General features: G+C 36.0%; 22 protein-coding genes. All 22 read left to right on the top strand.

What is annotated here, in order from left to right; translation table 11 throughout:
- The first annotated feature begins 58 nt into the window (after nt 1–58).
- The 22 genes from ACXYMZ_RS04890 (at nt 59) to ACXYMZ_RS04785 (ending at nt 25,156) form a co-directional block, all read left to right on the top strand.
- Complete coding sequence (locus ACXYMZ_RS04890) at nt 59–4,348, top strand: PolC-type DNA polymerase III (protein ID WP_458947239.1); 4,290 nt, start codon at nt 59–61, stop codon at nt 4,346–4,348.
- Between the two features lie 254 nt (nt 4,349–4,602).
- Entirely contained in the window at nt 4,603–5,073 is a 471-nt protein-coding gene (gene rimP / locus ACXYMZ_RS04885; RefSeq protein ID WP_458947238.1) for a ribosome maturation factor RimP, read from the top strand.
- 19 nt (nt 5,074–5,092) lie between these two features.
- Nucleotides 5,093–6,208: a transcription termination factor NusA gene (nusA, locus tag ACXYMZ_RS04880; protein WP_458947237.1), complete on the top strand. Its 1,116-nt coding sequence runs from the start codon at nt 5,093–5,095 to the stop codon at nt 6,206–6,208.
- An 11-nt stretch (nt 6,209–6,219) separates the two neighbouring features.
- Entirely contained in the window at nt 6,220–6,498 is a 279-nt protein-coding gene (gene rnpM, locus ACXYMZ_RS04875) for an RNase P modulator RnpM (RefSeq protein ID WP_458947236.1), read from the top strand.
- Complete coding sequence (locus tag ACXYMZ_RS04870; RefSeq protein ID WP_458947235.1) at nt 6,488–6,790, top strand: L7Ae/L30e/S12e/Gadd45 family ribosomal protein; 303 nt, start codon at nt 6,488–6,490, stop codon at nt 6,788–6,790. Before rnpM ends, ACXYMZ_RS04870 begins: the two co-directional genes overlap by 11 nt.
- Nucleotides 6,791–6,810: 20 nt before the next feature.
- Entirely contained in the window at nt 6,811–8,961 is a 2,151-nt protein-coding gene (gene infB, locus ACXYMZ_RS04865; RefSeq protein ID WP_458947234.1) for a translation initiation factor IF-2, read from the top strand.
- The gene (locus tag ACXYMZ_RS04860) at nt 8,958–9,236 is read left to right on the top strand and encodes a DUF503 domain-containing protein (RefSeq protein ID WP_458947233.1); all 279 of its coding nucleotides are present in this window, start codon (nt 8,958–8,960) and stop codon (nt 9,234–9,236) included. Before infB ends, ACXYMZ_RS04860 begins: the two co-directional genes overlap by 4 nt.
- 30 nt (nt 9,237–9,266) lie before the next feature.
- Nucleotides 9,267–9,608, top strand: a complete 342-nt coding sequence (gene rbfA, locus ACXYMZ_RS04855) for a 30S ribosome-binding factor RbfA (RefSeq protein WP_458947232.1) — start codon at nt 9,267–9,269, stop codon at nt 9,606–9,608.
- A gap of 82 nt (nt 9,609–9,690) precedes the next feature.
- Entirely contained in the window at nt 9,691–10,587 is an 897-nt protein-coding gene (gene truB / locus ACXYMZ_RS04850; protein ID WP_458947231.1) for a tRNA pseudouridine(55) synthase TruB, read from the top strand.
- Nucleotides 10,588–10,719: 132 nt separating this feature from the next.
- On the top strand, nt 10,720–11,661 hold the full coding sequence (locus tag ACXYMZ_RS04845) for a bifunctional riboflavin kinase/FAD synthetase (RefSeq protein WP_458947230.1): 942 nt from the start codon (nt 10,720–10,722) through the stop codon (nt 11,659–11,661).
- Between the two features lie 116 nt (nt 11,662–11,777).
- Nucleotides 11,778–12,047, top strand: coding sequence for a 30S ribosomal protein S15 (gene rpsO, locus ACXYMZ_RS04840; protein ID WP_458947229.1), 270 nt, complete (start codon nt 11,778–11,780; stop codon nt 12,045–12,047).
- 238 nt (nt 12,048–12,285) lie between these two features.
- A complete protein-coding gene (locus ACXYMZ_RS04835; protein WP_458947228.1) occupies nt 12,286–14,403 on the top strand; it encodes a polyribonucleotide nucleotidyltransferase in 2,118 nt (705 codons plus the stop codon).
- Nucleotides 14,404–14,810: 407 nt separating this feature from the next.
- Nucleotides 14,811–15,758, top strand: a complete 948-nt coding sequence (locus ACXYMZ_RS04830) for a polysaccharide deacetylase family protein (protein ID WP_458947227.1) — start codon at nt 14,811–14,813, stop codon at nt 15,756–15,758.
- Between the two features lie 24 nt (nt 15,759–15,782).
- The gene (locus ACXYMZ_RS04825; RefSeq protein WP_458947226.1) at nt 15,783–17,003 is read left to right on the top strand and encodes a M16 family metallopeptidase; all 1,221 of its coding nucleotides are present in this window, start codon (nt 15,783–15,785) and stop codon (nt 17,001–17,003) included.
- Nucleotides 17,004–17,069: 66 nt separating this feature from the next.
- A complete protein-coding gene (locus tag ACXYMZ_RS04820) occupies nt 17,070–17,315 on the top strand; it encodes a YlmC/YmxH family sporulation protein (RefSeq protein ID WP_458947225.1) in 246 nt (81 codons plus the stop codon).
- Between the two features lie 123 nt (nt 17,316–17,438).
- Nucleotides 17,439–18,320 carry a dipicolinic acid synthetase subunit A gene (dpaA, locus tag ACXYMZ_RS04815; RefSeq protein WP_458947224.1) on the top strand — a complete coding sequence of 294 codons (882 nt, stop codon included), beginning with the start codon at nt 17,439–17,441 and terminating at the stop codon, nt 18,318–18,320.
- On the top strand, nt 18,320–18,904 hold the full coding sequence (locus tag ACXYMZ_RS04810; RefSeq protein ID WP_458947223.1) for a dipicolinate synthase subunit B: 585 nt from the start codon (nt 18,320–18,322) through the stop codon (nt 18,902–18,904). The genes dpaA and ACXYMZ_RS04810 overlap by 1 nt, the downstream gene beginning before the upstream one ends.
- A gap of 65 nt (nt 18,905–18,969) precedes the next feature.
- Nucleotides 18,970–20,022: an aspartate-semialdehyde dehydrogenase gene (locus tag ACXYMZ_RS04805; RefSeq protein ID WP_458947222.1), complete on the top strand. Its 1,053-nt coding sequence runs from the start codon at nt 18,970–18,972 to the stop codon at nt 20,020–20,022.
- 377 nt (nt 20,023–20,399) lie between these two features.
- The gene (gene dapG, locus ACXYMZ_RS04800; RefSeq protein WP_458947221.1) at nt 20,400–21,632 is read left to right on the top strand and encodes an aspartate kinase; all 1,233 of its coding nucleotides are present in this window, start codon (nt 20,400–20,402) and stop codon (nt 21,630–21,632) included.
- A gap of 193 nt (nt 21,633–21,825) precedes the next feature.
- A complete protein-coding gene (locus ACXYMZ_RS04795; RefSeq protein WP_458947220.1) occupies nt 21,826–22,548 on the top strand; it encodes a ClpP family protease in 723 nt (240 codons plus the stop codon).
- A complete protein-coding gene (locus tag ACXYMZ_RS04790; protein ID WP_458947219.1) occupies nt 22,545–22,745 on the top strand; it encodes a YlzJ-like family protein in 201 nt (66 codons plus the stop codon). Before ACXYMZ_RS04795 ends, ACXYMZ_RS04790 begins: the two co-directional genes overlap by 4 nt.
- Before the next feature lie 131 nt (nt 22,746–22,876).
- Entirely contained in the window at nt 22,877–25,156 is a 2,280-nt protein-coding gene (locus ACXYMZ_RS04785) for an FtsK/SpoIIIE family DNA translocase (protein WP_458947218.1), read from the top strand.
- Nucleotides 25,157–25,162: the final 6 nt, after the last annotated feature.

Genomic DNA, 25,162 nt, shown 5'->3' with positions numbered 1-25,162 from the left:
CATATAGACTTAAAAGTACTAGTGTCAGACGTTTAAAATCTTATAGGAGGAATTAAATATGGATTTAACGAAACAAGAGAAATTAAATATTCTTTTAAAGCAAATCCACTTTCCAGAAGAATTTGCAGAAGAACATTTTAAGAATAGTTATTTAAATAAACTATTAGTCATTAAAAAAACAAAGACCTGGAATTTTTATATTCATATAGAAAAGATTCTTCCTTTTCATGTTTACCAACTATTTGAAACGAAGCTCAAGGAAGCTTTTAAAGATATTGCAGAAGTTAATGTATGGATAGAAGCTAAAGATACATTAATAGCAGAAGAAGATTTCCTCCATTACTGGAAAGAATTTTTAACTAGTATTCCTAGCTTATCTCCAGCATATAAGGGATTGGTTGAAAGCCAACAACCCCAAATGAATGAAAATAAAATTATTATAACAGCGAGAAATTCGGCGGAAGCTCAAGCATTGAATAATCGATTAACTCAAGACTTCAGAGATTATTTTAAAGGTATTGGAGCTCCACAATTATTGATTGAAATAAGTGTAAATACAAATATAGAAGAGATACAAAAGTTCAGAGAACAAACAGCAATTGAGGATCAGAAAATTGTTATGGATTCGGTGAAGGAAAAAGAAAAACGTGATCAATCACGCTTAGAAGACAAAAATAAACCATTCCTTCTAGGTTATCGTATTCCAGATGAACCGATAGCTATGGAACAAATACTAGAGGAAGAACGGAGAGTTACAGTACAAGGGTATATCTTTTCAGTAGATGTGAGAAGCCTTCGTTCAGGGAGAAGCTTACTTATTGTAAAAGCAACTGATTATACAGACTCACTTGAAATCAAAATGTTCTCTAAAGGAGAAGATGACGCTGACAAGTTCAATGCCGTTAAAGAAGGAGCTTGGATTAAAGCCAGGGGGAGTATCCAAACGGATATGTATTCGAATGAATTAGCAATGATGGCAAATGATATTCAAGAAATTAAGGTTGAAGAAAGAATGGACAATGCACCAGAAGAAGAGAAGAGAATTGAATTCCATGCACATACGACTATGAGTCAGATGGATGCAGTAGTATCTCCTAAACGGTTAATTTCCCAAGCTGCGAAATGGGGACATAAAGCAATTGCAATTACAGATCATGGTGGTGTCCAAGGCTTTCCTGAGGCATATTCCGCTGGGAAGAAACATGGTATAAAAGTGTTATATGGAGTTGAAGCGAACCTTGTAGATGATGGTGTACCGATTGCTTATAATGAAATCGATATCGAACTTGAAGATGCTACCTACGTGGTTTTTGACGTAGAAACAACAGGTTTATCAGCTGTATATGATACGATTATCGAGCTTGCAGCCGTCCGAATAAAAAACGGAGAGATAATCGATAAATTTGAATCCTTTGCAAACCCACATAAGCCTCTTTCAGATATTATTATTAACTTAACTGGTATAACAGACGATATGCTTGTCGATGCACCAGAAGTAGATCAAGTTCTGAAGGATTTTTCTTCATGGATTGGCGATGATATTTTAGTTGCTCATAATGCAACCTTCGATATCGGCTTTATAAATCAAGGATTTGAAAAAATTAATCTTGATAAACTTACTAACCCTGCAATTGATACACTTGAACTTGCAAGATTCTTGTTTCCGCAATTGAAGAATCATCGTTTAAATACGCTTTGTAAGCATTTAGATATTGAATTAACACAACATCATCGAGCAATTTATGATACAGAGGCAACCGCTTATATGATGTGGAAGTTTCTGCAAATGTTATTAAAGCAAGAGATTAATAATCACAACCAATTAAATGATCATATGGGTGAAGGCAACGCATATCAACGTTCACGCCCCTTTCATGCGACACTTATTGCAAAGAATGATATTGGTCTTAAAAATCTTTATAAACTTGTATCTTATGCCCACGTCAATTACTTTTATCGTGTACCACGTATCCCGCGTTCCGTTCTCGAGAAGCACCGAGAAGGTCTGTTAGTAGGTACAGCATGTAACCAAGGTGAGGTTTTTGAAACAATGATGCAAAAGTCAGAAGATGATGCTGAAAAGGTTGCCCAATTTTATGATTATATTGAGGTTCAACCACCAGCGAATTTCACTCATTTGATGGAGAGAGAGCTTGTAAAAAATGAAGCTCAAGTTATGGATATTATTAAAAAAATAGTAAATCTTGGTGAGCGGATGGATAAGCCCGTACTCGCTACAGGGAATGTGCATTATATTGATGAAAATGATAAGCAATATCGTAAAATATTAATTGCTTCTCAAGCTGGAAATCCACTTAGTCGTGGCCAATTACCAGATACACCGTTTCGAACTACTACAGAGATGCTCGAAGCTTTTCAGTTTTTAGGTGAAGAAAAAGCAAAAGAGATTGTCATTATGAACACTCATAAACTCTCAGAACAAATTGAAGATGTTTCTCCAATAAAGGATGGATTATTTGCACCTACGATTGAAGGAGCAGAACAGGATGTTAGAGATTTAAGTTACAATAGAGCGAAAGAAATTTACGGTGAAGACTTACCGAAAATCGTTACAGATCGTCTGGAAAAAGAATTAGATAGTATTATTGGTAATGGGTTTGCCGTTATTTATCTCATTTCACATAAGCTAGTTAAAAAATCTTTGGATGACGGTTACCTTGTTGGTTCCCGTGGTTCAGTAGGGTCTTCTTTAGTAGCCACAATGACTGAGATTACGGAAGTAAACCCGCTAGTCCCACATTATGTTTGCTTGAACTGCCATTACCATGATTTTATCACTGACGGATCTTATGCGAGTGGTTTCGATTTGCCAGATAAAGCATGTCCAGAATGTAGTACTAAACTTTCAAAAGATGGTCAAGATATTCCGTTTGAAACTTTTTTAGGTTTCAAAGGGGACAAGGTTCCGGATATCGATTTAAACTTCTCAGGGCTCTATCAGCCAAGAGCGCATCACTATACGAAAGAATTATTTGGTGAAGAATATGTATATCGTGCTGGAACAATTGGTACAGTGGCAGAGAAAACAGCTTATGGATATGTTAAAGGCTATGCTTCAGATAATAACTTAATGTTGAAACGTGCGGAAGTAGACCGGTTAGTTAAAGGTACAACAGGCGTTAAACGAAACACTGGTCAACATCCTGGTGGGATTATTGTTGTTCCAAATGATAAGGAAATCTATGATTTCACACCGATTCAGTATCCAGCAGACGACCGGAAGAGTAAGTGGCTAACAACGCACTTTGACTTCCATTCCATCGATGAAAACTTATTGAAACTTGATATTCTAGGTCATGATGACCCAACTGTTATTCGTATGCTTCAAGATTTAAGTGGAATAGAGCCAGATGATATTCCGACAGATGACGCAGAAGTAATGAAGATTTTCTCAGGCACAGAGTCTCTAGGCGTCACGCCAGAACAGATTAACTGTAAGACTGGAACATTAGGTGTCCCAGAATTCGGAACAAAATTTGTTAGACAGATGCTTGAAGATACAAAACCAAGTACTTTTGCGGAGTTGCTAATTATTTCTGGACTCTCACACGGGACGGATGTTTGGCTTGGTAATGCACAAGACCTCATTAATGATGGAATATGTGAACTCCCTGAAGTTATCGGTTGTCGTGATGACATCATGGTTTATTTAATGCAAAAAGGCCTAGACCCAGCACTAGCGTTTAAAATAATGGAATTTGTGCGTAAAGGTAAAGGTCTACAAGATGAGTGGATAGTAGAAATGAAAAAGCATGGTGTTCCTGATTGGTATATTGAATCATGTAAAAAGATTAAGTATATGTTCCCGAAAGCACACGCTGCTGCTTATGTTTTAATGGCAGTAAGAATTGCATACTTCAAAGTACATCATCCAATTCTTTTCTATGCAGCTTACTTTACAGTAAGAGCAGGTGATTTTGATTTGGAAACGATGATTAAGGGTTCAGGCGCACTTAAGGAAAAAATCCTAACCATCTCTTCAAAAGGTAATGATGCGACACCAAAAGAAAAATCATTGATGACAGTATTGGAAGTAGCTCTAGAAATGTGTGAAAGAGGCTTTGCATTTAAGAAAGTAGATTTATACAAATCTAGTGCAACGGAATTTATTGTTGATGGTGATAGTCTATTACCACCATTTAATGCCGTAGATGGCCTTGGTACAAACGCTGCATTAAATATTGTTGAAGCTCGTAAAAATGGTGAGTTTTTATCAAAAGAAGACCTACATGAACGTAGTAAAATTCCGAAAACGGTACTCGAAACATTGGATCAATTAGGATGCCTAACAGGAATGGCTGAAAAGAACCAACTATCGTTATTCTAAAAAGTTTATAGATTATTCTAGATTTCACATAGTATTGCAATTACAATAAAATTATGATATAATTCTTATGGAAAGTTTTTGATAGTGAACGTTCAAGGAGTGGGTGAAAACCCACTCCTTCTTCTTCAGAATTTATCTCAGGTTCCCTAGCCCCATTGTCAGGCTAGGGTTTTGTATTGAAATGAGCCTGATAAATTAAAAGCCTTCAATTGGTTCATAATAAGTGAAGGATGAAAGCGTAAAGGAGGAAGACAATGAGTTCTAATGTTATTCAAACTACTGAAGAATTAGTAGAACCAATCTTAAAAGATAATGGTTTGGAGTTAGTTGATATCGAATATGTAAAAGAGGGTAAAAACTGGTTTCTAAGAGTTTATATTGACAAAGATGGTGGCATTGATATTACTGAGTGTGGAATTGTTTCCGAGCAACTTAGTGAAAAGCTTGATAAACTAGATCCAATAAAAGAAGCTTATTTCTTAGAGGTATCTTCTCCTGGAGCAGAACGACCTTTGAAAACAAAAAAAGACATTGAATCAAATGTTGGGAAAAATGTTTATTTAACGCTTTATGAGCCTATCGATGGCGAAAAGTCTTATGAAGGTGTGTTACAATCCTTTGAAAATGATTTACTAACCATTGAATATAAAATCAAAACAAGAAAGATAACAATTGAAATTCCGCATAACAAAATAGCTAAAATTCGATTAGCAGTAACATTTTAATAAAGGGGGACAATGACAAGTGAGCAATCAGCTGTTTGATGCGATTGATTTATTAGTTGAAGAAAAAGGTATTGATAAAGAAGTTTTAATGGAGGCACTTGAAGCAGCGTTAATTTCGGCGTATAAGAAAAACTTTAAGTCAGCTACGAACGTCCGTGTAGAACTAAACGAAGAATCAGGCACAATGAAAGTATACTCAAGAAAGACAGTAGTTGAAGAACTTGAAGACGACCAAGAAGAGATTTCTTTGGAAGAAGCAAGACTTACAGATCCAAATTACGAAGTTGACGATATTATAGAAGTTGAAGTGACGCCTAAGAACTTCGGTAGAATTGCAGCTCAGGCAGCAAAACAAGTAGTAACTCAACGTGTAAGAGAAGCAGAACGTGGTGTTATTTTTTCTGAATATGTTGATCGTGAAGACGATGTAATGACAGGAATTATTCAGCGTAAAGATCCACGATTTGTGTATGTTAACCTTGGTAAGATTGAAGCGAAACTTGCGGAAGCGGAACAAATGCCGACGGAAGAATATCATGTACATGATCGCTTGAAGGTTTATGTTACGAAAGTGGAAAACACAAGCAAAGGACCACAGATTTATATTTCACGCTCACATCCAGGATTACTGAAAAGATTATTTGAAATGGAAGTACCTGAGATTTATGATGGCGTTGTTGAGATAAAATCAGTAGCTAGAGAAGCTGGAGATCGTTCAAAAATCTCCGTATTCGCTGAAAACCCAGAAATTGATGCTGTAGGCTCATGTGTTGGTCAAAGAGGTCAACGTGTACAAGCAATCGTTGATGAACTTAAGGGTGAAAAAATTGATATCGTAGAATGGGCAGAAGATCCTGTTGTCTATGTATCTAATGCATTAAGTCCATCCAAAGTTATCGATGTAATTGTGAATGAAGAAGAAAAGGCGACAACAGTAATTGTTCCTGATTATCAGCTTTCACTAGCAATTGGAAAACGAGGGCAGAACGCGAGACTTGCTGCGAAGCTTACTGGTTGGAAAATCGATATTAAAAGTGAAACAGAAGCAAAAGAACAAGGTATTTTAAATGAGAGTGTAGAAGTATTAAATGAAGAAAGTTCTTATTCAACGAAAGATGATGATTTGTTCGAATAGGAGGATAAGAGATGGCAATAAATCGTAAAGTTCCTGAAAGAAAATGTGTTATAACAGGTGAAATGAAACCGAAAAAGGAATTAATTCGAATCGTGCGTAACAAAGAAGGCGAAGTATTTGTTGACGCCACAGGAAAGAAGAACGGTCGCGGAGCATATTTAACTAGAAGTATAGAAGTTGTAGACCAGGCAGAGGAAACTCAAATACTAAACAAACAGCTTAATACAATAATAGATGCTTCCATCTACGAAGAATTAAGAGCACAAGTTGGTCAAAAGAATGAAAAATAATTATTTGAATTTACTAGGGCTTGCGTACCGCGCAGGTAAATGTTCGCTAGGAGAAGATGCAATTCTTCGAGATATTCGTAGTAACAAAGCAAAATTAGTACTCTTAGCAAATGATATAGGCTATCAAACGAAAAAGAGACTTACGGATAAATCAAATTATTATAATGTGCCGTGTATTATCGTGGATGAAGATCGGGAAACTTTGGCAAATGCTATTGGAAAGTCAGAAAGAGTTGCTATAGCAATTCTAGATGCGGGATTTGCGAAGAAGTTTAAATCGCTGCTTGGGTAATTATATTTGGGGGTGGACGTATGACTAAAATGCGTGTATATGAATATGCAAAGAAGAACAATTTAACAAGTAAGGATGTAATTAATTTTCTAAAAGATAAAGACATTGAGGTTGCAAATCACATGTCGACTGTTAATGAAAATGTTGTTAAAATTTTAGATGAGAAATTTGTCCAAAAGAAAGAAGAAAAAGTAGTAGAAAAGAAAGTAGAAAAGAAAGTAGAAAAGAAACAACCTGAGAAAAAAGTAGAAAACAGTACAACTACACCTCAGAACAAGGATAAAAAAGGGAGTCAACAAATGACAGGGAAAGCACAGCAAAACAGGACTCACCAGAATAAAAACCGTAATCAAAACAGAAAAAGAAATCACAGAGGTAGAAATCAACAACAGGTTAAACGTCCAGTAGTTGATTTAACACCTGAAAAAATCACGTATAGCTCAACATTAACTGTAAGTAGCTTAGCTAGTAAGCTTAATAAAAAGGAATCTGAAATCATTAAGAAGTTAATGTTTTCAGGAGTCATGGCAACGAAAAACCAAGACTTAGATGATGATACTGTTGAAATGATTTGTAGTGAATACGGTGTTGCAGTTGAGAAAGAAATAGTTCTCGACGACACTGATTTCGACAAATATAAAATAGAAGAAAAACCAGAAAATCTTGTGGAAAGACCTGCAGTTGTTACAATTATGGGACACGTTGACCACGGTAAAACAACGACACTTGATTCTATTCGTGAAACAAAGGTTACCGCAGGAGAAGCTGGTGGGATCACACAGCATATCGGTGCATACCAAGTCGATGTTAGCGGAAAGAAAATCACTTTCTTAGATACACCTGGTCACGCAGCATTTACAAGCATGCGTTCTCGTGGTGCAGAAGTGACGGATATCGCAATTTTAGTTGTTGCAGCTGATGATGGCGTTATGCCACAAACGGTTGAAGCAATCAACCACGCTAAAGCAGCTGAAGTTCCAATTATTATTGCGGTTAACAAAATGGACAAAGAAACTGCTAATCCTGACCGTGTAATGCAAGAGTTGACGGAATATGAAATTATCCCTGAAGCATGGGGTGGAGATACTATATTCGTTAATATTTCGGCTATAAAACACGAAGGAATTGATGAATTACTCGAAATGGTTCTATTAGTAGCTGAAGTTGAAGAATTAAAAGCAAATCCTAATGCTAACGCATCTGGAACAGTTATTGATGCTCAATTAGACAAAGGAAGAGGTTCCGTTGCAACGCTACTTGTGCAAAATGGAACACTTCGTGTGGGTGAATCCATAGTAGTTGGGAATACTTATGGAAGAGTACGCGCAATGCTAAGCGACATTGGTACAAAGGTAGATGAAGCTGGACCATCAACTCCAATAGAAATTACCGGATTAAGTGATGTACCTCAAGCAGGCGATCAATTCCTAGTATTCTCTGATGAGAAAAAAGCGAGACAAATCGGTGAAGCGCGTCAGCAAAAATATATTACTGAAAATCGTGGATCACAAACGAAGATTAGCTTAGATGATTTATTTGAACAAATTAAGCTTGGTGATATAAAAGATTTAAATATTATCATCAAAGCGGATGTTCAAGGTTCAGCAGAAGCACTTTCATCTTCTCTCCAAAAAATTGAAGTTGAAGGCGTAAAAATTAAAATCATTCATACTGGTGTAGGAGCAATTACAGAGTCTGATATTATTTTAGCATCTGCTTCAAATGCGATCGTAATTGGGTTTAATGTTAGACCTGATATCAACGCTAAAAATGCAGCAGCAAATGAACAAGTAGATGTTCGCCTGCACCGTGTAATCTATAATGCAATTGAAGAAATCGAATCTGCTATGAAAGGTTTACTTGATCCTGAGTTCGAGGAGAAAGTTATTGGACAGGCAGAAGTGCGTGAAATCTTCAAAGTATCTAAGATTGGTACAATCGCTGGTAGCTATGTAACAGACGGTAAAATTACGAGAGACGCAGGAGTACGTGTCATCCGTGATGGAGTTGTTCTTTACGAAGGTGAAATCGATGCATTACGCCGCTTCAAGGACGATGTCCGCGAAGTAGCACAGAACTATGAGTGTGGAATTACAATTGCAAACTTTAACGATATCAAAGAAGGAGATATTGTTGAAGCATTTAAAATGGTAGAAATTGAACGCAAATGATATTATATGCTGAAGTCGAGTGTTTCTTTTACGAAGGGACGTCACTTAAAGCAAAGCGTTCTATCTTAAAGAGATTATTTTCTAAACTGACAAATGATCATAATGTTGCAGTGGCTGAGCTGGATTTCCAGGATTTATGGCAACGAACGAAGATTGGAATTGTAACAGTTTCATCTAGTGGTGTTCATGCCGAAAAGGTAATCCAGCGCACGCTGCAGATTGTTGATTCGTTTACAGAACTAGAACGCACAATTACGAACATCGAAGAACTATAATAGAAATTTTGCTTACGAGGTGAAGTTAATATGGCAGAATTACGTGCAAATCGTGTTGCTGAGCAAATGAAAAAAGAGTTAGGCGACATTCTCACGACAAAAATTAAAGACCCGAGAGTTGGGTTTGTTACTGTTACGGATGTGGAAGTAACTGGTGACCTCCAACAAGCTACTGTCTATATCTCTGTTTTAGGAACAGAGGAAGAGAAGCAAGATACACTTCTTGGACTTTCTAAAGCAAAAGGTTTTATACGTTCAGAAATTGGTAAGCGAATTCGACTACGTAAAACACCTGAGATCACTTTTGAATTCGATGAAGCATATGAGTATGGTAATCGAATTGAATCTATTTTAAGAGACTTAAATAAGTAAATATAATCTGACTCCGCAAGTTGTGAGTCAGATTTTTTCCGTGAAGAATACAAAATTTGAATGTAGCATGGAGGTTTATGGCATGGATGGAATATTACCACTATGGAAGCCACGAGGCATGACCTCACATGACTGTGTCATGAAAATAAGAAGACTTTACAAAACAAAAAAAGTTGGCCATACAGGTACGCTAGATCCTGAAGTTGAAGGGGTTTTGCCAATCTGTATTGGACAGGCAACAAAGGTAGTTCCTTATCTAACAGATACAAAAAAGACCTATATAGCAGAAGTAAAACTCGGTGCAACAACAGAAACAGAAGATAGCTATGGTGAAATTGTGGAAGAAGCTATTGTTACCAACTTTCCAAGTGAATCAGAAATTGATCATTGCTTGGAAAGCTTTTTAGGTGAAATTACACAAATACCACCAATGTATTCTGCTGTAAAAGTTAACGGACGTAAGCTTTATGAATACGCACGTGCAAACGAAACAGTGGAGCGTCCTACACGGCAAGTCCAAATCTTTGAACTAGAAAAGTTAGGTAGTGATCCGATAAATCATACGATTAGATTTAAAGTGGTCTGTTCGAAGGGGACCTATATTAGAACATTATCAGTCGACATCGGAAAAAAATTAGGTTATCCTGCACATATGTCTTATTTAGAAAGAACCCAGACAGGATCTTTCCAAAAAGAACATGCAATAACCTTTGAAATGATTGAAGAAGCGGTAGAAAATCAGGAAGAACTTGATCTGTTAATGCCGTTAATCACTGGATTAGACCATTTACCAATTATTCAAGTTGATGAAGAAACAAAGAAAAAGATTTTATTTGGGCAGAAGCTATCAACACCAGAACAACTCCCAGAAACATCACCATATGTTATGATGTTTGAAGAAGAGCTATTAGCAATTTACCAGCTCCACTCAGATAATCCAAATCAAATCAAAGCATTACGAGTATTTAACGGTTTTTAGTAAGGCTGTGTTAAAGTTTTATGTTGAGATTTCATCTAATATCAAATTAAAAGAGTATATTTCCGAAGCGGGTTTATTCTAATTACAACATTTAACTTTTTCAGTGTCTAAAGAAAAAGCAGGTGAACTTTTATGAGAACGTTTAGATTGAGTTATCCACATAGGCTATTAGTGGATGAAATACCAGAAACAGTGAGTGCCATTGGATTCTTTGATGGCGTTCATCAAGGACATCTAGAAGTTATTCGTGCGGCAGTAGAAAAAGCAAAAGAAAAAAACATGGAAAGTGCTGTCATTACTTTTCATCCACACCCATCTGTCGTATTGAGAAAAGATAAAATGCATGTAAAATACATAACACCAATGCGTGAAAAAGAAGAAATTCTACAGAAACTAGAAGTCGACCGACTATATATCATTGAATTTAATGAGGAGTTGTCAAAACTCTCTCCGCAAGCATTTATTGACCACTTTATTGTTGGGCTAAATATAAAGCATTTAGTCGCTGGTTTTGATTATAGTTATGGCCATAAAGGCAAAGGGAATATGGAAAACCTTGACGAGTTTACACAAGGAAGATTTGACTATACAGTCATTGATAAAGTAACCCTTGATCAAGAAAAAATTAGTTCCACTCGAATTAGGGAGTTACTCCAAGAGGGAGCTATTGAAGAAGTAAATAATCTACTTGGAAGAAAACTAAAGTATACCGGAACAGTAATTCATGGTGCAAAACGTGGTGCTGATCTTGGCTTTCCCACTGCAAATCTTGATATTAATGAAGAAGCTCTGCTACCTAAAATTGGAGTATATGCGGTAAGAGTTATCTACAAAAATGAAGTATACGAAGGGATGGCCAGTATTGGTACAAACCCAACATTCAAAGAAGACGAAGGCAATTTATCAGTAGAAGTTAATATTTTTGATTACAATAATAATCTCTACGGAGAAGAACTACAGATTGAGTGGCATTCATTTATACGTGATGAAGAAACATATCATTCCATTGAAGATTTAATTGCTCAGCTAGAGGAAGATGAGAAAAATATCAGAAACTACTTCTTAAACAGTTGATTTTCAAGTGAAAGAGAGCTATAATAATAAAGATAAACCATCGCTTGGCAAATCGTAACTCCGACGTTTGCTAGGAGATAGGTGTTATAAACAATATTAATGGAGGTGGGCCTACAATGGCTATTACACAAGAACGTAAGAATGAACTTATCAACGAATACAAAGTTCACGAAACTGATACTGGGTCTCCTGAGGTACAAATTGCTGTACTTACAGAAGATATTAATCTTTTAAACGAACACCTACGTGTTCATAAGAAAGATCACCACTCACGTCGTGGATTATTCAAAATGGTTGGTAAACGTCGTAATTTACTAAACTACTTACGTAATAAAGACGTTATTCGTTACCGTGATTTAATTCAAAAACTCGGTTTACGCCGATAATTTAGGAAAAGCAGGAGAAATCCTGCTTTTTTTATTAATGAATTAACTAAATTCTCTCTTTAAAATTTATAAATTTACGATGAGCTTTATATACATAAGGGTTATTTATTGGTTGTCGTTTGATTCTAATGGTTCAATCGTATATTCTATAATTAGTTAATATAGAAAAAATGGAGATAAGTTTATTTCCATCCCTTAATTTAAATTGGAACTTGTATTGAAAGGAGCACTATTCAACATGGCTGAAGGAAAACAAACATTTACTACTGAAATTGCTGGTTCTACTTTTAAAGTCGAAATAGGAGAAGTAGCAAAACAAGCTGGTGGGTCTGCATTGATTCATTATGGAGATACAGCAGTTCTAGCAGTTGCAACTGGTTCAAAAGAGCCCAAAGATTTACCATTCTTTCCCCTTACAGTAAACTACGAGGAACGTCTTTATGCAGTTGGTAAAATCCCAGGAGGTTTTATTAAACGCGAAGGAAGACCAAGTGAGAAAGCAATTCTTACATCTCGCCTGATTGATCGCCCAATTCGCCCATTATTCCCAGAAGGATATCGTAACGAAGTGCAAGTAATTAGTACGGTTATGAGTGTGGATCAAGACTGTGCTTCAGATATAGCAGCAATGATCGGTTCTTCTATTGCATTATGTACATCTAATATTCCTTTTAAAGAACCAATTGCAGGTGTGCATGTTGGACGAGTTAATGGAGAGTTTATCATTAATCCAACAATTGAAGAGCAAGAAGCAAGTGATATCGCACTAACAGTAGCTGGAACAAAAGACGCTGTAAACATGGTTGAAGCTGAAGCGAATGAAGTTACTGAAGACGTGATGTTAGAAGCTATCATGTTCGGACATGAGGAAGTTAAACGTTTAGTTGCATTCCAAGAAGAAATCATCTCGCAATTGAATATTGAAAAAACAGAAGTTACCCTGTTTGAACATAATGAAGAACTCGTTCAAAAAACGGAACAAGCTGTAAAAGAGAAATTAGTTGCTGCGATTCAAGTGAAAGAAAAGCATGAAAGAGAAGATGCAATCGCATTAGTGAAATCTGAAGAATTAGAGAAATATGATGAAGAAACTGAAGCAGATGTAAGAAAAGAAGTAAAAAATATATTAGAAGATATGGTGAAAGAAGAAGTAAGACGCCTTATCACGAAAGAAAAAATTCGTCCTGATGGTAGAAGCCCAGAAGAAGTAAGACCATTATCTAGTCGTGTTAAAGTACTACCACGTACACATGGTTCTGGATTATTTACCCGCGGTCAAACACAGGTTTTAAGTGTTTGTACATTAGGTGCTTTAGGCGATGTTCAGATTTTAGACGGACTAGACTTAGAAGAGACGAAGCGTTTTATGCATCATTATAACTTCCCTCAGTATAGTGTTGGTGAAACTGGACCAATGCGTGGACCTGGAAGAAGAGAGATTGGACACGGTGCTCTTGGAGAACGTGCATTAGAAAAAGTAATTCCTTCTGAAAAGGATTTCCCTTACACGATTCGTGTGGTATCAGAAGTATTGGAATCTAATGGTTCTTCTTCACAAGCAAGTATTTGTGCAAGTACATTAGCTATGATGGATGCAGGTGTTCCAATTAAAGCTCCTGTAGCAGGTATTGCAATGGGCTTAGTTAAATCTGGTGATGATTATACGGTTCTTACAGATATTCAGGGAATGGAAGATGCACTTGGAGATATGGACTTTAAAGTCGCTGGTACAGAAAAAGGAATTACTGCTCTTCAAATGGATATCAAGATTGAAGGTTTATCCAAAGAGATTTTAGAAGAAGCAATGGCACAAGCTAGAACTGGCCGCCTAGAAATTCTTGAATCGATGCTAGCTACAATAAACAAACCAAATGAAGAGTTATCACCATTTGCTCCGAAAATCTTAACAATGACAATTAATCCGAACAAGATTCGTGACGTAATCGGGCCAAGTGGAAAACAAATTAATCAAATTATCGATGAAACAGGTGTTAAAATCGATATTGAACAAGACGGAAGTGTATTTATTTCCTCTACTGATAGTGCGATGAACGACAAAGCGAAGAAGATTATTGAAGATCTAGTTCGTGAAGTAGAAGTCGGTCAAATGTACTTAGGTACGGTGAAGCGTATTGAAAAGTTCGGTGCTTTTGTAGAGTTATTTAAAGGAAAAGATGGCTTAGTCCATATTTCTGAACTACAAATTGAACGAACAAATAAAGTAGAAGATGCTGTAGCTATTGGTGATGAGATTCTTGTTAAAGTTAAAGAAGTTGATCATCAAGGTAGAGTGAATTTATCAAGAAAAGCAGTACTACTTGAAGAAAAAGAAAGAAAAGAACAAGCAAATAATTAGGAACAAAGGCGCAAGCGCCCGTTCAGCGACGTACAAACTGGAGCACTTCGGAATGAGATAAAGGAAACACGGCGAGGTACGAGCCGATGTTGACTTTCACCACAAGGGTATAAGTGCGACTAAGCCTCTGCTAAAGCAATCGGCAAGTCTTCTTTATCGATTGGAGGAGTGCGAAGTTTGATAGTCGTTGGGCGCTGGAGCTAGACGTGGCTATTCCACTTATAATATACACAATATGGAAATTTTATATTTTCATACACCATATCAAAAAGAAACTGAACATATCTCAGTTTCTTTTTTTATGCTCTAAATTAGTTAATCACATCTTACCTTAGAAAGTTCTTCTAGTATTATGAAAGCATACCTTGTCCCTTCCATGCATAAATTGATGTTAGGGAGGGGATAAGATGCATTCCTACAAAAAATATGTGAATACCTTTTTATTTATAATTATTCTGTTTGCTAGTTTTACTAACCAGCATAATCCATTTGTATACACGTCAACTTTTCAGGAAGTAGAAGTAGGGAAAACTTCAGATCCAATTTATCAAAAGTTAAAAAACCTAGCGAAGGAAGATGCATATATAGAAGAACCACAAGATGCATATATTGATCGTGTTTGGAAAAAAACGCCTGGAAGAAATGGCAAGAAGATAAATGTTGAGAAATCTTATCAAAAAATGAAAGACGAAGGAGCGTTTGATGAAAAACTTCTCGTCTATCAAAAGGTTCCTCCTAAAATATCGTTAGAAGATTTACCAGCTGCACCAATCTATCGAGGTCATCCGGAAAAAGATATGGTGGCATTTGGTATTAATGTCTCTTGGGGAACAGAATACATTCCAAAAATACTAGAAACATTAAAAAAGAATAAAATAAAAGCAAGTTTTTTTATAGAGGGTAAATGGGCTCGTGAAAATCCCGATATCGTTAAAATGATTCATGACGAGAATCATCTCATAGGAAATCATGCATATAGCCATCCTGATATGGCTAGAATGAACAGAGCGGAAATTCAAGATGAAATTTCTAAAACAAATGAAGTGATTTCGGCCATTATTGGAGAGGACATTTATTATTTCGCACCTCCGAGTGGTAGTTTTACAGATGATGTAGTAGAAATTGCTCATGGCTTAAACATGCAAACAATTCTTTGGACAGTCGACACTATTGATTGGAAGAATCCCTCTGTTTCTGTTATGATAAACCGTGTGACTCAGTCTGTTCATCCAGGAGCAATTATCTTGATGCATCCAACACAAGTCATTGCTGATGGCCTAGATGAGTTGATTGGACACTTAGGAAAGAACTATAGACTTGGTCGCATAGATCGTCTATTAGATGAAGACAGATAAATTCAGTCATATTGGGGGAGTACAATGATATATAAACATACAGGTAAGAATGGACTTAGAATTGTCATGGAGGAGATCCCCACAGTTCGTTCAGTTACAATCGGAATCTGGATTTTAACTGGTTCAAGAAACGAAAAGATAGAAAATAACGGAATTTCTCACTTTTTGGAACATATGTTTTTTAAAGGAACAAAAACAAGAAGCGCTCAGGATATAGCAGAGGCTTTTGATTCCATTGGTGGTCAAATAAATGCGTTTACTTCAAAAGAATATACTTGTTTTTATGCCAAAGTATTGGACACACATAAAGACATGGCATTAGAGATTCTTACAGATATGTTCTTTAACTCTGTGTTTGATGAAGCAGAGATGGAACGTGAAAAGAAAGTAGTCTATGAAGAGATCAAGATGTATGAGGATACACCAGATGATCTTGTCCATGATTTATTGGCAAAAGCTTCATTCAGTGATCATCCGTTAGGTTACCCTATAATTGGTACCGAAAAGCAGCTTGAGACATTTACAAAGGAAGCATTAGACGACTATATGAAAGAGCGTTACACACCAGATAATATTGTAATTTCTGTAGCAGGAAATATAGATGAAACTTTTGTAAAATCAATTGAAGCTAATTTTAGTCAATTAGAAGGCAACAAAGTAGATAAAGTTACAGATAAACCATTGTTTATAGCAAAAACAATTAACCATAAAAAAGATACAGAACAAGCACATTTCTGTTTAGGTTATCAAGGTTTACCTATTAACCATTCGGAAACCTACAGTCTTATTGTATTAAACAATGTACTCGGTGGAAGTATGAGTTCAAGACTGTTTCAAGAAATAAGAGAAAAACAAGGATTGGCATATAGCGTGTTTTCATATCACACATCTTATCTAGACAACGGATTATTAACCATTTATGCTGGAACTGGTAAAGACCAACTACAGCAATTATCAGATACCATTTACTCAACTGTGGATCATTTAGCTAAGAATGCATTAACAGCTAAAGAATTACACAATAGTAAAGAGCAGCTAAAAGGTAATCTTGTCTTGAGTCTTGAAAGTACGAATAGCAGGATGAGCCGAAACGGTCGAAATGAATTATTATTAAAACGACACCGCTCACTTGATGAAATGATTACAGAAATCGATGCTGTTTCACCTGAATCGATTCAAAAAGTAATTGATTATATTTTTAAAGAAGAGCCATCTAAAGCTTTGGTTGCTCCAGAAATTAATTAATTATAGAAGTGTGTTATTTGTTTATCCCCCTTGCATATATTGTATAAAGGCAAGGAGGGATTACAGATGCGTTTTAAAGAAATTGGTGGCAAAGAAATCATTAATGTCAATTTAGGGATAAAGCTAGGAGTCCTTGGCCAAACAGATCTAGAAATAAATGAACATACAGGTCAAATTGAAGCTTTTATCGTTCCTTCCTATAAGTGGTTTGGATTAAAGAAGGAAGATACGGAAACATTTATCCGTTGGAAAGATATTAAGGTAATTGGCGAAGACATGATTATTGTAGAATCGAATAATTTTAACGAGTAAAAGGCTAGTATCTAACCACATAGATACTAGCCTTTTTTATTATTCTTAAAGAAGAGGAAGCACTTTAAGGTATAACCTTCATAAGCTATATAGAAGTATATGAAGTGGAGGTTATTAGCGATAATGAATCAACTCATTGCAGTTATAGGTGGAGATGCTAGATATCTCGAATTAATACGAAAACTAAAAGAATTACCCAAAAAAGAAATTATCCTAATTGGCTACGATAAATTAGAGCAGGGATTTATAGGTGTAAAACAATACGAGCTAAATGAAATAGATCCAGCTGAAATAGATGTCGTGATTTTACCGATTACAGGTACGAATGAGACTGGAAAGGTAGAGGCCATCTTTTCAAATCAAGAAATTGAGCTAAACGACGAATGGTTCAAAAAACTTAAGAAAACGAGCATTGTATTTACAGGAATGTCTAATGAATATTTAGAAAGTGTAACTAAAAATAATGATTTAGAACTCATATCATTACTTGCGCGAGATGATGTAGCGATTTTTAATTCTATTCCCACAGCTGAGGGAGCCATTATGATGGCAATTGAGCACACGGACTATACGATTCACGGCTCAAATGTTATCGTAACCGGATTTGGGAGAGTTGGGCATACCGTTGCAAATAGGTTTTCTGCACTTGGTGCAAAAGTAAGTGTTGCCGCTAGAAGTGATCATGACTTAGCAAGAATATCAGAGATGGGCTTAACTGCCATTCCTCTGCTTCAGTTAGAGAATGCTATTGGTACATGTGATTTATTAATTAACACCATTCCAGCATTAATTATTAATGAAAATAAAATCGAGAAACTCCAAGCGCATACGGTCATTATTGATTTAGCATCAAAACCTGGGGGAACTGATTTCGCATTTGCAAAGAAACGTGGAATAAAAGCAATATTAGCTAAAAGCTTACCAGGGATTGTTGCACCGAAAACGGCTGGAGAGATTTTAGCGAACGTCGTGCAACAACTTTTAGAAGAAAGGGGATTCGATTGATGAGTCTTAAAAATAAAAAAATCGGCTTCGGTTTCACGGGCTCGCATCATTCACAATTATTCGTTTTTGAAGAACTTAAGAAACTCGTAGCTGAAGGAGCAGATGTTTATCCTATAGTTTCAAATACAGTTCAAGGAATCGATACAAAACATGGGAAAGCTAGTGATAACATCTTAATGATTGAAAAAATTACAGGTAAAAAGGTTATCTCAACCATACCTGAAGCGGAACCATTTGGACCTAAAAATCCATTAGATTGTATGGTAATCGCTCCGCTAACAGGGAATTCACTTAGCAAACTGGCAAATGCTATTACAGATACTCCTGTATTGATGGCAGCAAAATCAACCATGCGTAATAGTGCGCCAGTTGTTCTCGGGATTACAACGAACGATGCTTTAGGATTAAATGGAGTTAATCTAATGAAATTATTAAACACTAAAAATATCTTCTTTATCCCTTTTGGCCAAGATAATCCTCTTACAAAACCAAATTCACTAGTAGCGAATTGGAATTCTTTAGTGAAAACAGTGGAGTGTTCATTAAATAAAACACAAATTCAGCCGATAATCATTACTTATTAAGGCGATTTATGTTACACTTTACTGTAGTAAAGCAATTTGTAAGAATTAGAAGGGAGTCGCAATGAATGACTAAAAAAACAAGTTATAATCTGGCAATTATTGGTGCAACAGGAGCAGTTGGAACTAAAATATTGCAAATTTTAGAACGTAGAGCATTTCCTATAAATGAATTAAAGGTTTTGGCTTCGAAGCGATCTGCGGGTAAGACCATTCATTTCAATAATAAAGAAATTATTATTGAAGAGGCTACTCCTGAAAGCTTTGAAGGAATAGATATTGCTTTGTTTTCTGCTGGAGGAGATATTTCAAGAAAACTTGCTCCAGAAGCTGTAAAACGTGGAGCAGTTGTGGTAGATAATACGAGTGCATACCGAATGGCAGAAGACGTTCCTTTAGTCGTACCAGAAGTAAATGAAGCAGCGATCCAAAATCATCAAGGAATTATTGCTAACCCTAACTGTTCAACGATTCAAATGGTTACAGCTTTAAAGCCAATCAAAGATAATTTTGGACTTTCAAGAATTATTGTCTCAACTTACCAAGCAGTTTCTGGTGCAGGGGATGCGGCAATTACAGAGTTAGAAAATCAAGTGAAACAATTTGTAAATGATGAAGAGATGAAGGCAGAAATACTTCCGGTAAAAGGCGATAAGAAGCATGCTCCGATTGCTTTTAATGCTTTACCACAGATTGACGTATTTTCTGATAATGGCTATACATTGGAAGAAATGAAAATGATTAATGAGACCAAGAAAATCATGAGTGCTCCCGAATTATCAGTCGCTGCAACATGTGTTCGTCTTCCGATATTTACATCACATGCAGAAAGTGTTTATATCGAAGTAGATAATGAAAATATCACAGTAGAAGATATTTGGAATAAGCTAGAGGAAGCTCCAGGGATTAAGTTAGAGGATGCCCCTGGTGAGCAATTATATCCAACACCAATGTCTGCTGCGAATAAAGATGATGTATTTGTTGGCCGAGTGCGTAGAGACTTAGATAATAATAAAGGATTCCATTTATGGATTGTCTCTGATAACTTAGTAAAAGGTGCAGCTTTAAATACTGTACAAATTGCTGAGTCAATCGTGAAAAATAATTGGTTAACAAAATAATAAATGAAACTGAATACACTATAAATAAACAATACAATTAATAGATCCGAATAAATTTTAATAATTCCACTACTACTGTTGGTAATTATCTTATTATTTATTCGGATTTAGTATTTTAAATAACATTAATTCTAAAAAACGGTTCTGTTAAAGCTCATTGATTTTACTATATCTATTTAGAAATAAGAAGGACAAAATGAGCTTCGGAAATATACGAAGACTCCAGCGGGATGGAAGGCAACGGTGAGACCCCGCAAGTCGCTTGCGACTGAGGAGGCTCACCAGCCGCCCGCGGAAAGCGTAGTATATTTCCGAAGCGGGTTTTTCCTCATTACATCAATGAGCTGTTATTATGTCATGAAAATTGAGGGGATGTTATGAAATTACTTGTTCAAAAATATGGAGGTAGTTCATTAGCTACTCCTGAGAAAAGGAAATATGTACGAAGGCATATCTTAGATGCTTTAGAGAAGGATTATAAATTAATCGTTGTTGTCTCTGCAATGGGGAAAACACCTTCACCATATGCCACCGATTCACTTTTAGATTTAGTGAATTACCCAGATACCGATGTATCTGATCGTGAACTCGATCTCCTTCTATCATGTGGGGAAATCATTTCCGCAATTGTTTTATCAAACGAAATGAAACAAGACAATATTTCTGTTACTGCATTGACAGGTGGTCAAGCAGGAATCCTCACAAATACGAACCATACAAATGCAAACATTAAATATATAGATACCACTCGCATTAAAAAATTATTAGAAACGTATGATGTGGTAGTTGTTGCAGGATTTCAAGGAGCAACACTAGACGGGGAAATTACTACAATTGGGCGAGGAGGGAGTGACACTACTGCAGCGGCTCTCGGAGCAGCTACAAACGCCGATCGCGCGGATATCTTTACAGATGTAGAAGGAATTATGACCGCTGACCCTAAAATTGTTGAAGAAGCGAAAGTTTTGAGAAATTGTACGTATGATGAGACTTGTAACTTAGCTTATCAAGGTGCAAAAGTAATCCACCCACAAGCTGTCGAAATTGCAATGCAAGCTAAATTACCATTACAAATAAGAGCAACGAATCAAAAGAAAAGTGGCACACTTATTCTAACTAACACCTCTACTAATAAAATTCCTTCCTATGAAAACAGGCCAATCACTGGAATCGCTCACCTTACAGGGATTGCTCAAGTAAAAATAAAGCGAAAAGATAACTTAAACTTCTCTTTAACAAAGGTATTTAAAGAAATTGCAAAAGAAGGAATTTCGATAGACTTTATTAATCTTTCCCCAAATGAAATCATCTTCACGCTTCCGAAAACTTTATTAAATCGCGCAAAATTCTTATTTGATAAGCTAAATGTTTATGCAGAAATTACGGAGAATTGTGCCAAAGTTTCAGCAGTAGGGATGGGGATGAGTGGCATCCCAGGCGTCGCAGCAAAGGTAGTAACGGCATTAGCTAAAAAAGACATTCAAATTCTTCAAGCTGCAGATAGTCATACAACAATATGGGTTCTAGTTTATGAAAAAGATTTAAAGCTAGCAGTAAACGCCTTACATGATGAATTTCAACTAAGTGGAACGAAAGCAGTTAAAACTTAAGAAAAACATCGCCACAAATTTACGGTATCATCCTCCTTGGAAGAAATTATTCTCTTCAAGTGAGGTTGGTGCTTTTTTTGTTCTATCTTATAACTAGTGACTTGGCCGAAACAAACTTCATCTCCATACATGTTTCGCTCTTAGATGTTAATACTATTCATTAGCTGAGAAAATGATAATGAGGAGTGTTTTTATGGAGAAGCAGTTTGAGACGAAAGAAAAGCAGGGTGAAGCAGCAGATTCAATTATTGAGAAGATACAAGCCTTAGGGCAAACGAAAATTCCTGAAGCCCCAGAATCAAAAATACATGTACTAACAATCATTGGACAAATTGAAGGACATATGCAACTTCCGCCACAAAATAAAACAACCAAATATGAACATTTACTTCCACAATTGGTAGCTATAGAACAGAACCCAAAAATTGAAGGATTGGTTATTTTGTTAAATACAATCGGTGGAGATGTCGAAGCAGGACTAGCTTTATCAGAAATGATTGCATCGCTCTCCAAACCTACTGTTTCCGTTGTCCTTGGTGGTGGCCATTCGATAGGCGTTCCAATCGCAGTTGCAACGGATTATTCATTTATCGTTCCAACTGCAACCATGACCATTCATCCCGTACGATTGACGGGTTTAGTGATAGGCGTTCCACAAACATTTGAGTATTTGGATAAAATGCAAGAGAGGGTTATCCAATTCGTTATTAACCATTCGAATATTGAAGAAGAACAATTTAAAAGTTTTATGTTTGCAAAAGGAAATCTAACAAGGGATATTGGAACAAACGTTATTGGTTCGGAAGCTGTTGAATGTGGATTAATTGATCAAGTGGGTGGCATTAAAGAGGCTCTTGGAAAACTTAATGAAATTATTCAATCAGATAAAAAACAGGAAGGAGAAATACTGCAATGATTTTATATACTCCCCTTGCTGTGGAAGATATATTCTTTGATGCTAATGAAGCTCAAACAGAACGTTCCTATATTCAATATGAGGGTAAATATTATTGTGTAGATAAAAACAAATTTGGTTACGAATTAGTCGGAATTACTTCAACTGACCCAAATGATTATATGAATGACTTATTTAGACCTGGCACATATCTATAAAATCCATAATCGATTCCAATTTTAGTAAATGATTTATGCTATAATATAGTCAATCTATTAAACCCTTGCCAGGCAATAGGCAAGGGTTTAAATGAATTTTAAAATGTTTTTATGAATCTGGGGTGTATCGATTGGCAAAAAAGAAAAGAAATAGAAAAGGGAGAACGTCAAAGAAATCTAGTTTTTTAAAAGCTGAATTATTAGGGTTATTATTTATCTTTTTAGCTATATTTGGAAGTGGGGCTAGTGCTATTAGTGATGGTGCTATACCTGGATGGTTAGAATATTTCTTTCATTTCTTCTTTGGAATTTGGTATTTTATAGCGTCCATTTTTCTATTGGTAACTGGAATCTTTCTATTAATTAAACGTCAATATCCCAATTATTTTTCTAGAAAAATGGTAGGGTTTTATATATTATTTGCTGGTGTTTTAATATTTACGCATGTGCAAATCTATGAACCTATACTTCTAGCAAATGATAACATTTCTATTATTGCTGCAACATGGGATAATTTCATCTCTTATATTGGTGGCGAAGTGACGAATGCAGATACAGGCGGTGGTATGATTGGTGCTGTATTATTCGCTTTTTGTTACTTTTTATTCTCATTTGTAGGAGCAAAGATTGTAGCAGTATTCTCGATTTTAATTGGACTTATTTTTATAACAGAAATGTCGATAGGCGAATTGGTGAATAAATTCTATCAACTAGTCAAGAAAGGTTTTAATTCTATTCGTGAAAAGCTGAAAAATAGAATGCAAACGAGAAAAGAAAAAGTGAAAGATCAACCAATAGAAGTAACGCCAACTAATGAATTAGAAGTTGAAAATGAAATTCAAATCAGTGACTTCACAGAAGTTGCTTACAAGCAATCAGCTGAAAAAGAATCAGAGAAACTAATAGAGACACCTGCCGAACCTGAAGCAAGTGAAGATGTATCTTTTGATCCTGATTTAACACCGAATGAAAAAGAAAATCATGACTATAAACTTCCTCCATTAGATTTACTTTTGGAACCAGAAAAGAACAGTCAGCAATATGAAAAATCACAAGTTCAAGCTACCGTCAGGAAGCTAGAGCAAACTTTTCATAGTTTTGGTGTAAAGGCAAAAGTAACGAAAGTAAATGTAGGACCTGCTGTAACAAAATATGAAATTTATCCCGAAGCAGGGGTAAAGGTCAGTAGGATTGTAAGTCTACATGATGATATTGCTTTGGCATTAGCTGCTAAAGATATTCGAATAGAGGCACCGATTCCTGGTAAATCTGCCGTTGGGATTGAGGTTCCAAATAAAGAGGTTGCAATGGTAGCTTTACGAGAAGTTATTGATGAGAAGTACAATAAAAACTCTAAACTGCTCGTTGCTTTAGGAAGAGATATTTCTGGAGATGCAGTTGTAACGGAATTAAATAAAATGCCACATTTACTTATTGCCGGAGCGACTGGGAGCGGGAAGAGTGTTTGTGTGAATGGTATTATAACGACATTATTGATGCGCACAAAACCACATGAAGTGAAAATGATGATGATTGACCCGAAAAAAGTAGAGTTAAATGTTTATAACGGAATACCACATTTGCTAGCACCAGTTGTTACAGATCCTAAGAAAGCATCACGAGCTCTAAAGAAAGTAGTAGCTGAAATGGAAAGAAGATATGATCTGTTTTCTGACACAGGTACTAGAAATATTGAAGGCTATAATGATTATGTTAAAAAATATAATCAAACTGCTGACGAAGAGCAACCGCAATTGCCATTTATCGTTGTGTTAGTAGATGAGCTAGCTGACTTAATGATGGTTGCTTCAAGTGATGTAGAAGATTCTATTACCAGACTTGCACAAATGGCAAGAGCTGCAGGAATTCATTTAATTATTGCAACGCAAAGACCGTCTGTAGATGTTATTACAGGTGTGATAAAAGCGAATATCCCATCACGAATTGCATTCAGTGTATCTTCACAAACAGATTCTAGAACCATTCTTGATAGTGGAGGTGCGGAGAAACTGTTAGGTCGTGGTGACATGTTATTTCTCCCAGTAGGTATGTCAAAACCAATCAGGGTACAAGGAGCATTTTTATCTGATGATGAAGTAGAACGCGTTGTCGATCATTGTATTGAACAACAAAAAGCATCTTATCAAGAAGAAATGATACCTGAAGATACAAATGAAGAGTTTGAAGAAGTAGATGATGAACTTTATGATGATGCAGTACAACTAGTTTTAGAGATCCAAAGTGCTAGTGTGTCCATGCTACAACGTAGGTTTAGAATCGGTTATACAAGAGCAGCTCGCCTAATCGACGCAATGGAAGCAAGAGGAGTCGTTGGGCCATATGAAGGAAGTAAACCACGTACTGTTCTAATTTCTAATACAGAAAGTGAAGAATCACTTCCTTCTGGTTAATTAACT

The organism is Oceanobacillus sp. CAU 1775, assembly GCF_054482815.1.
The sequence above is the reverse complement of the archived record's forward strand: the minus strand, read 5'-3'. Positions and strand labels throughout refer to the sequence as shown.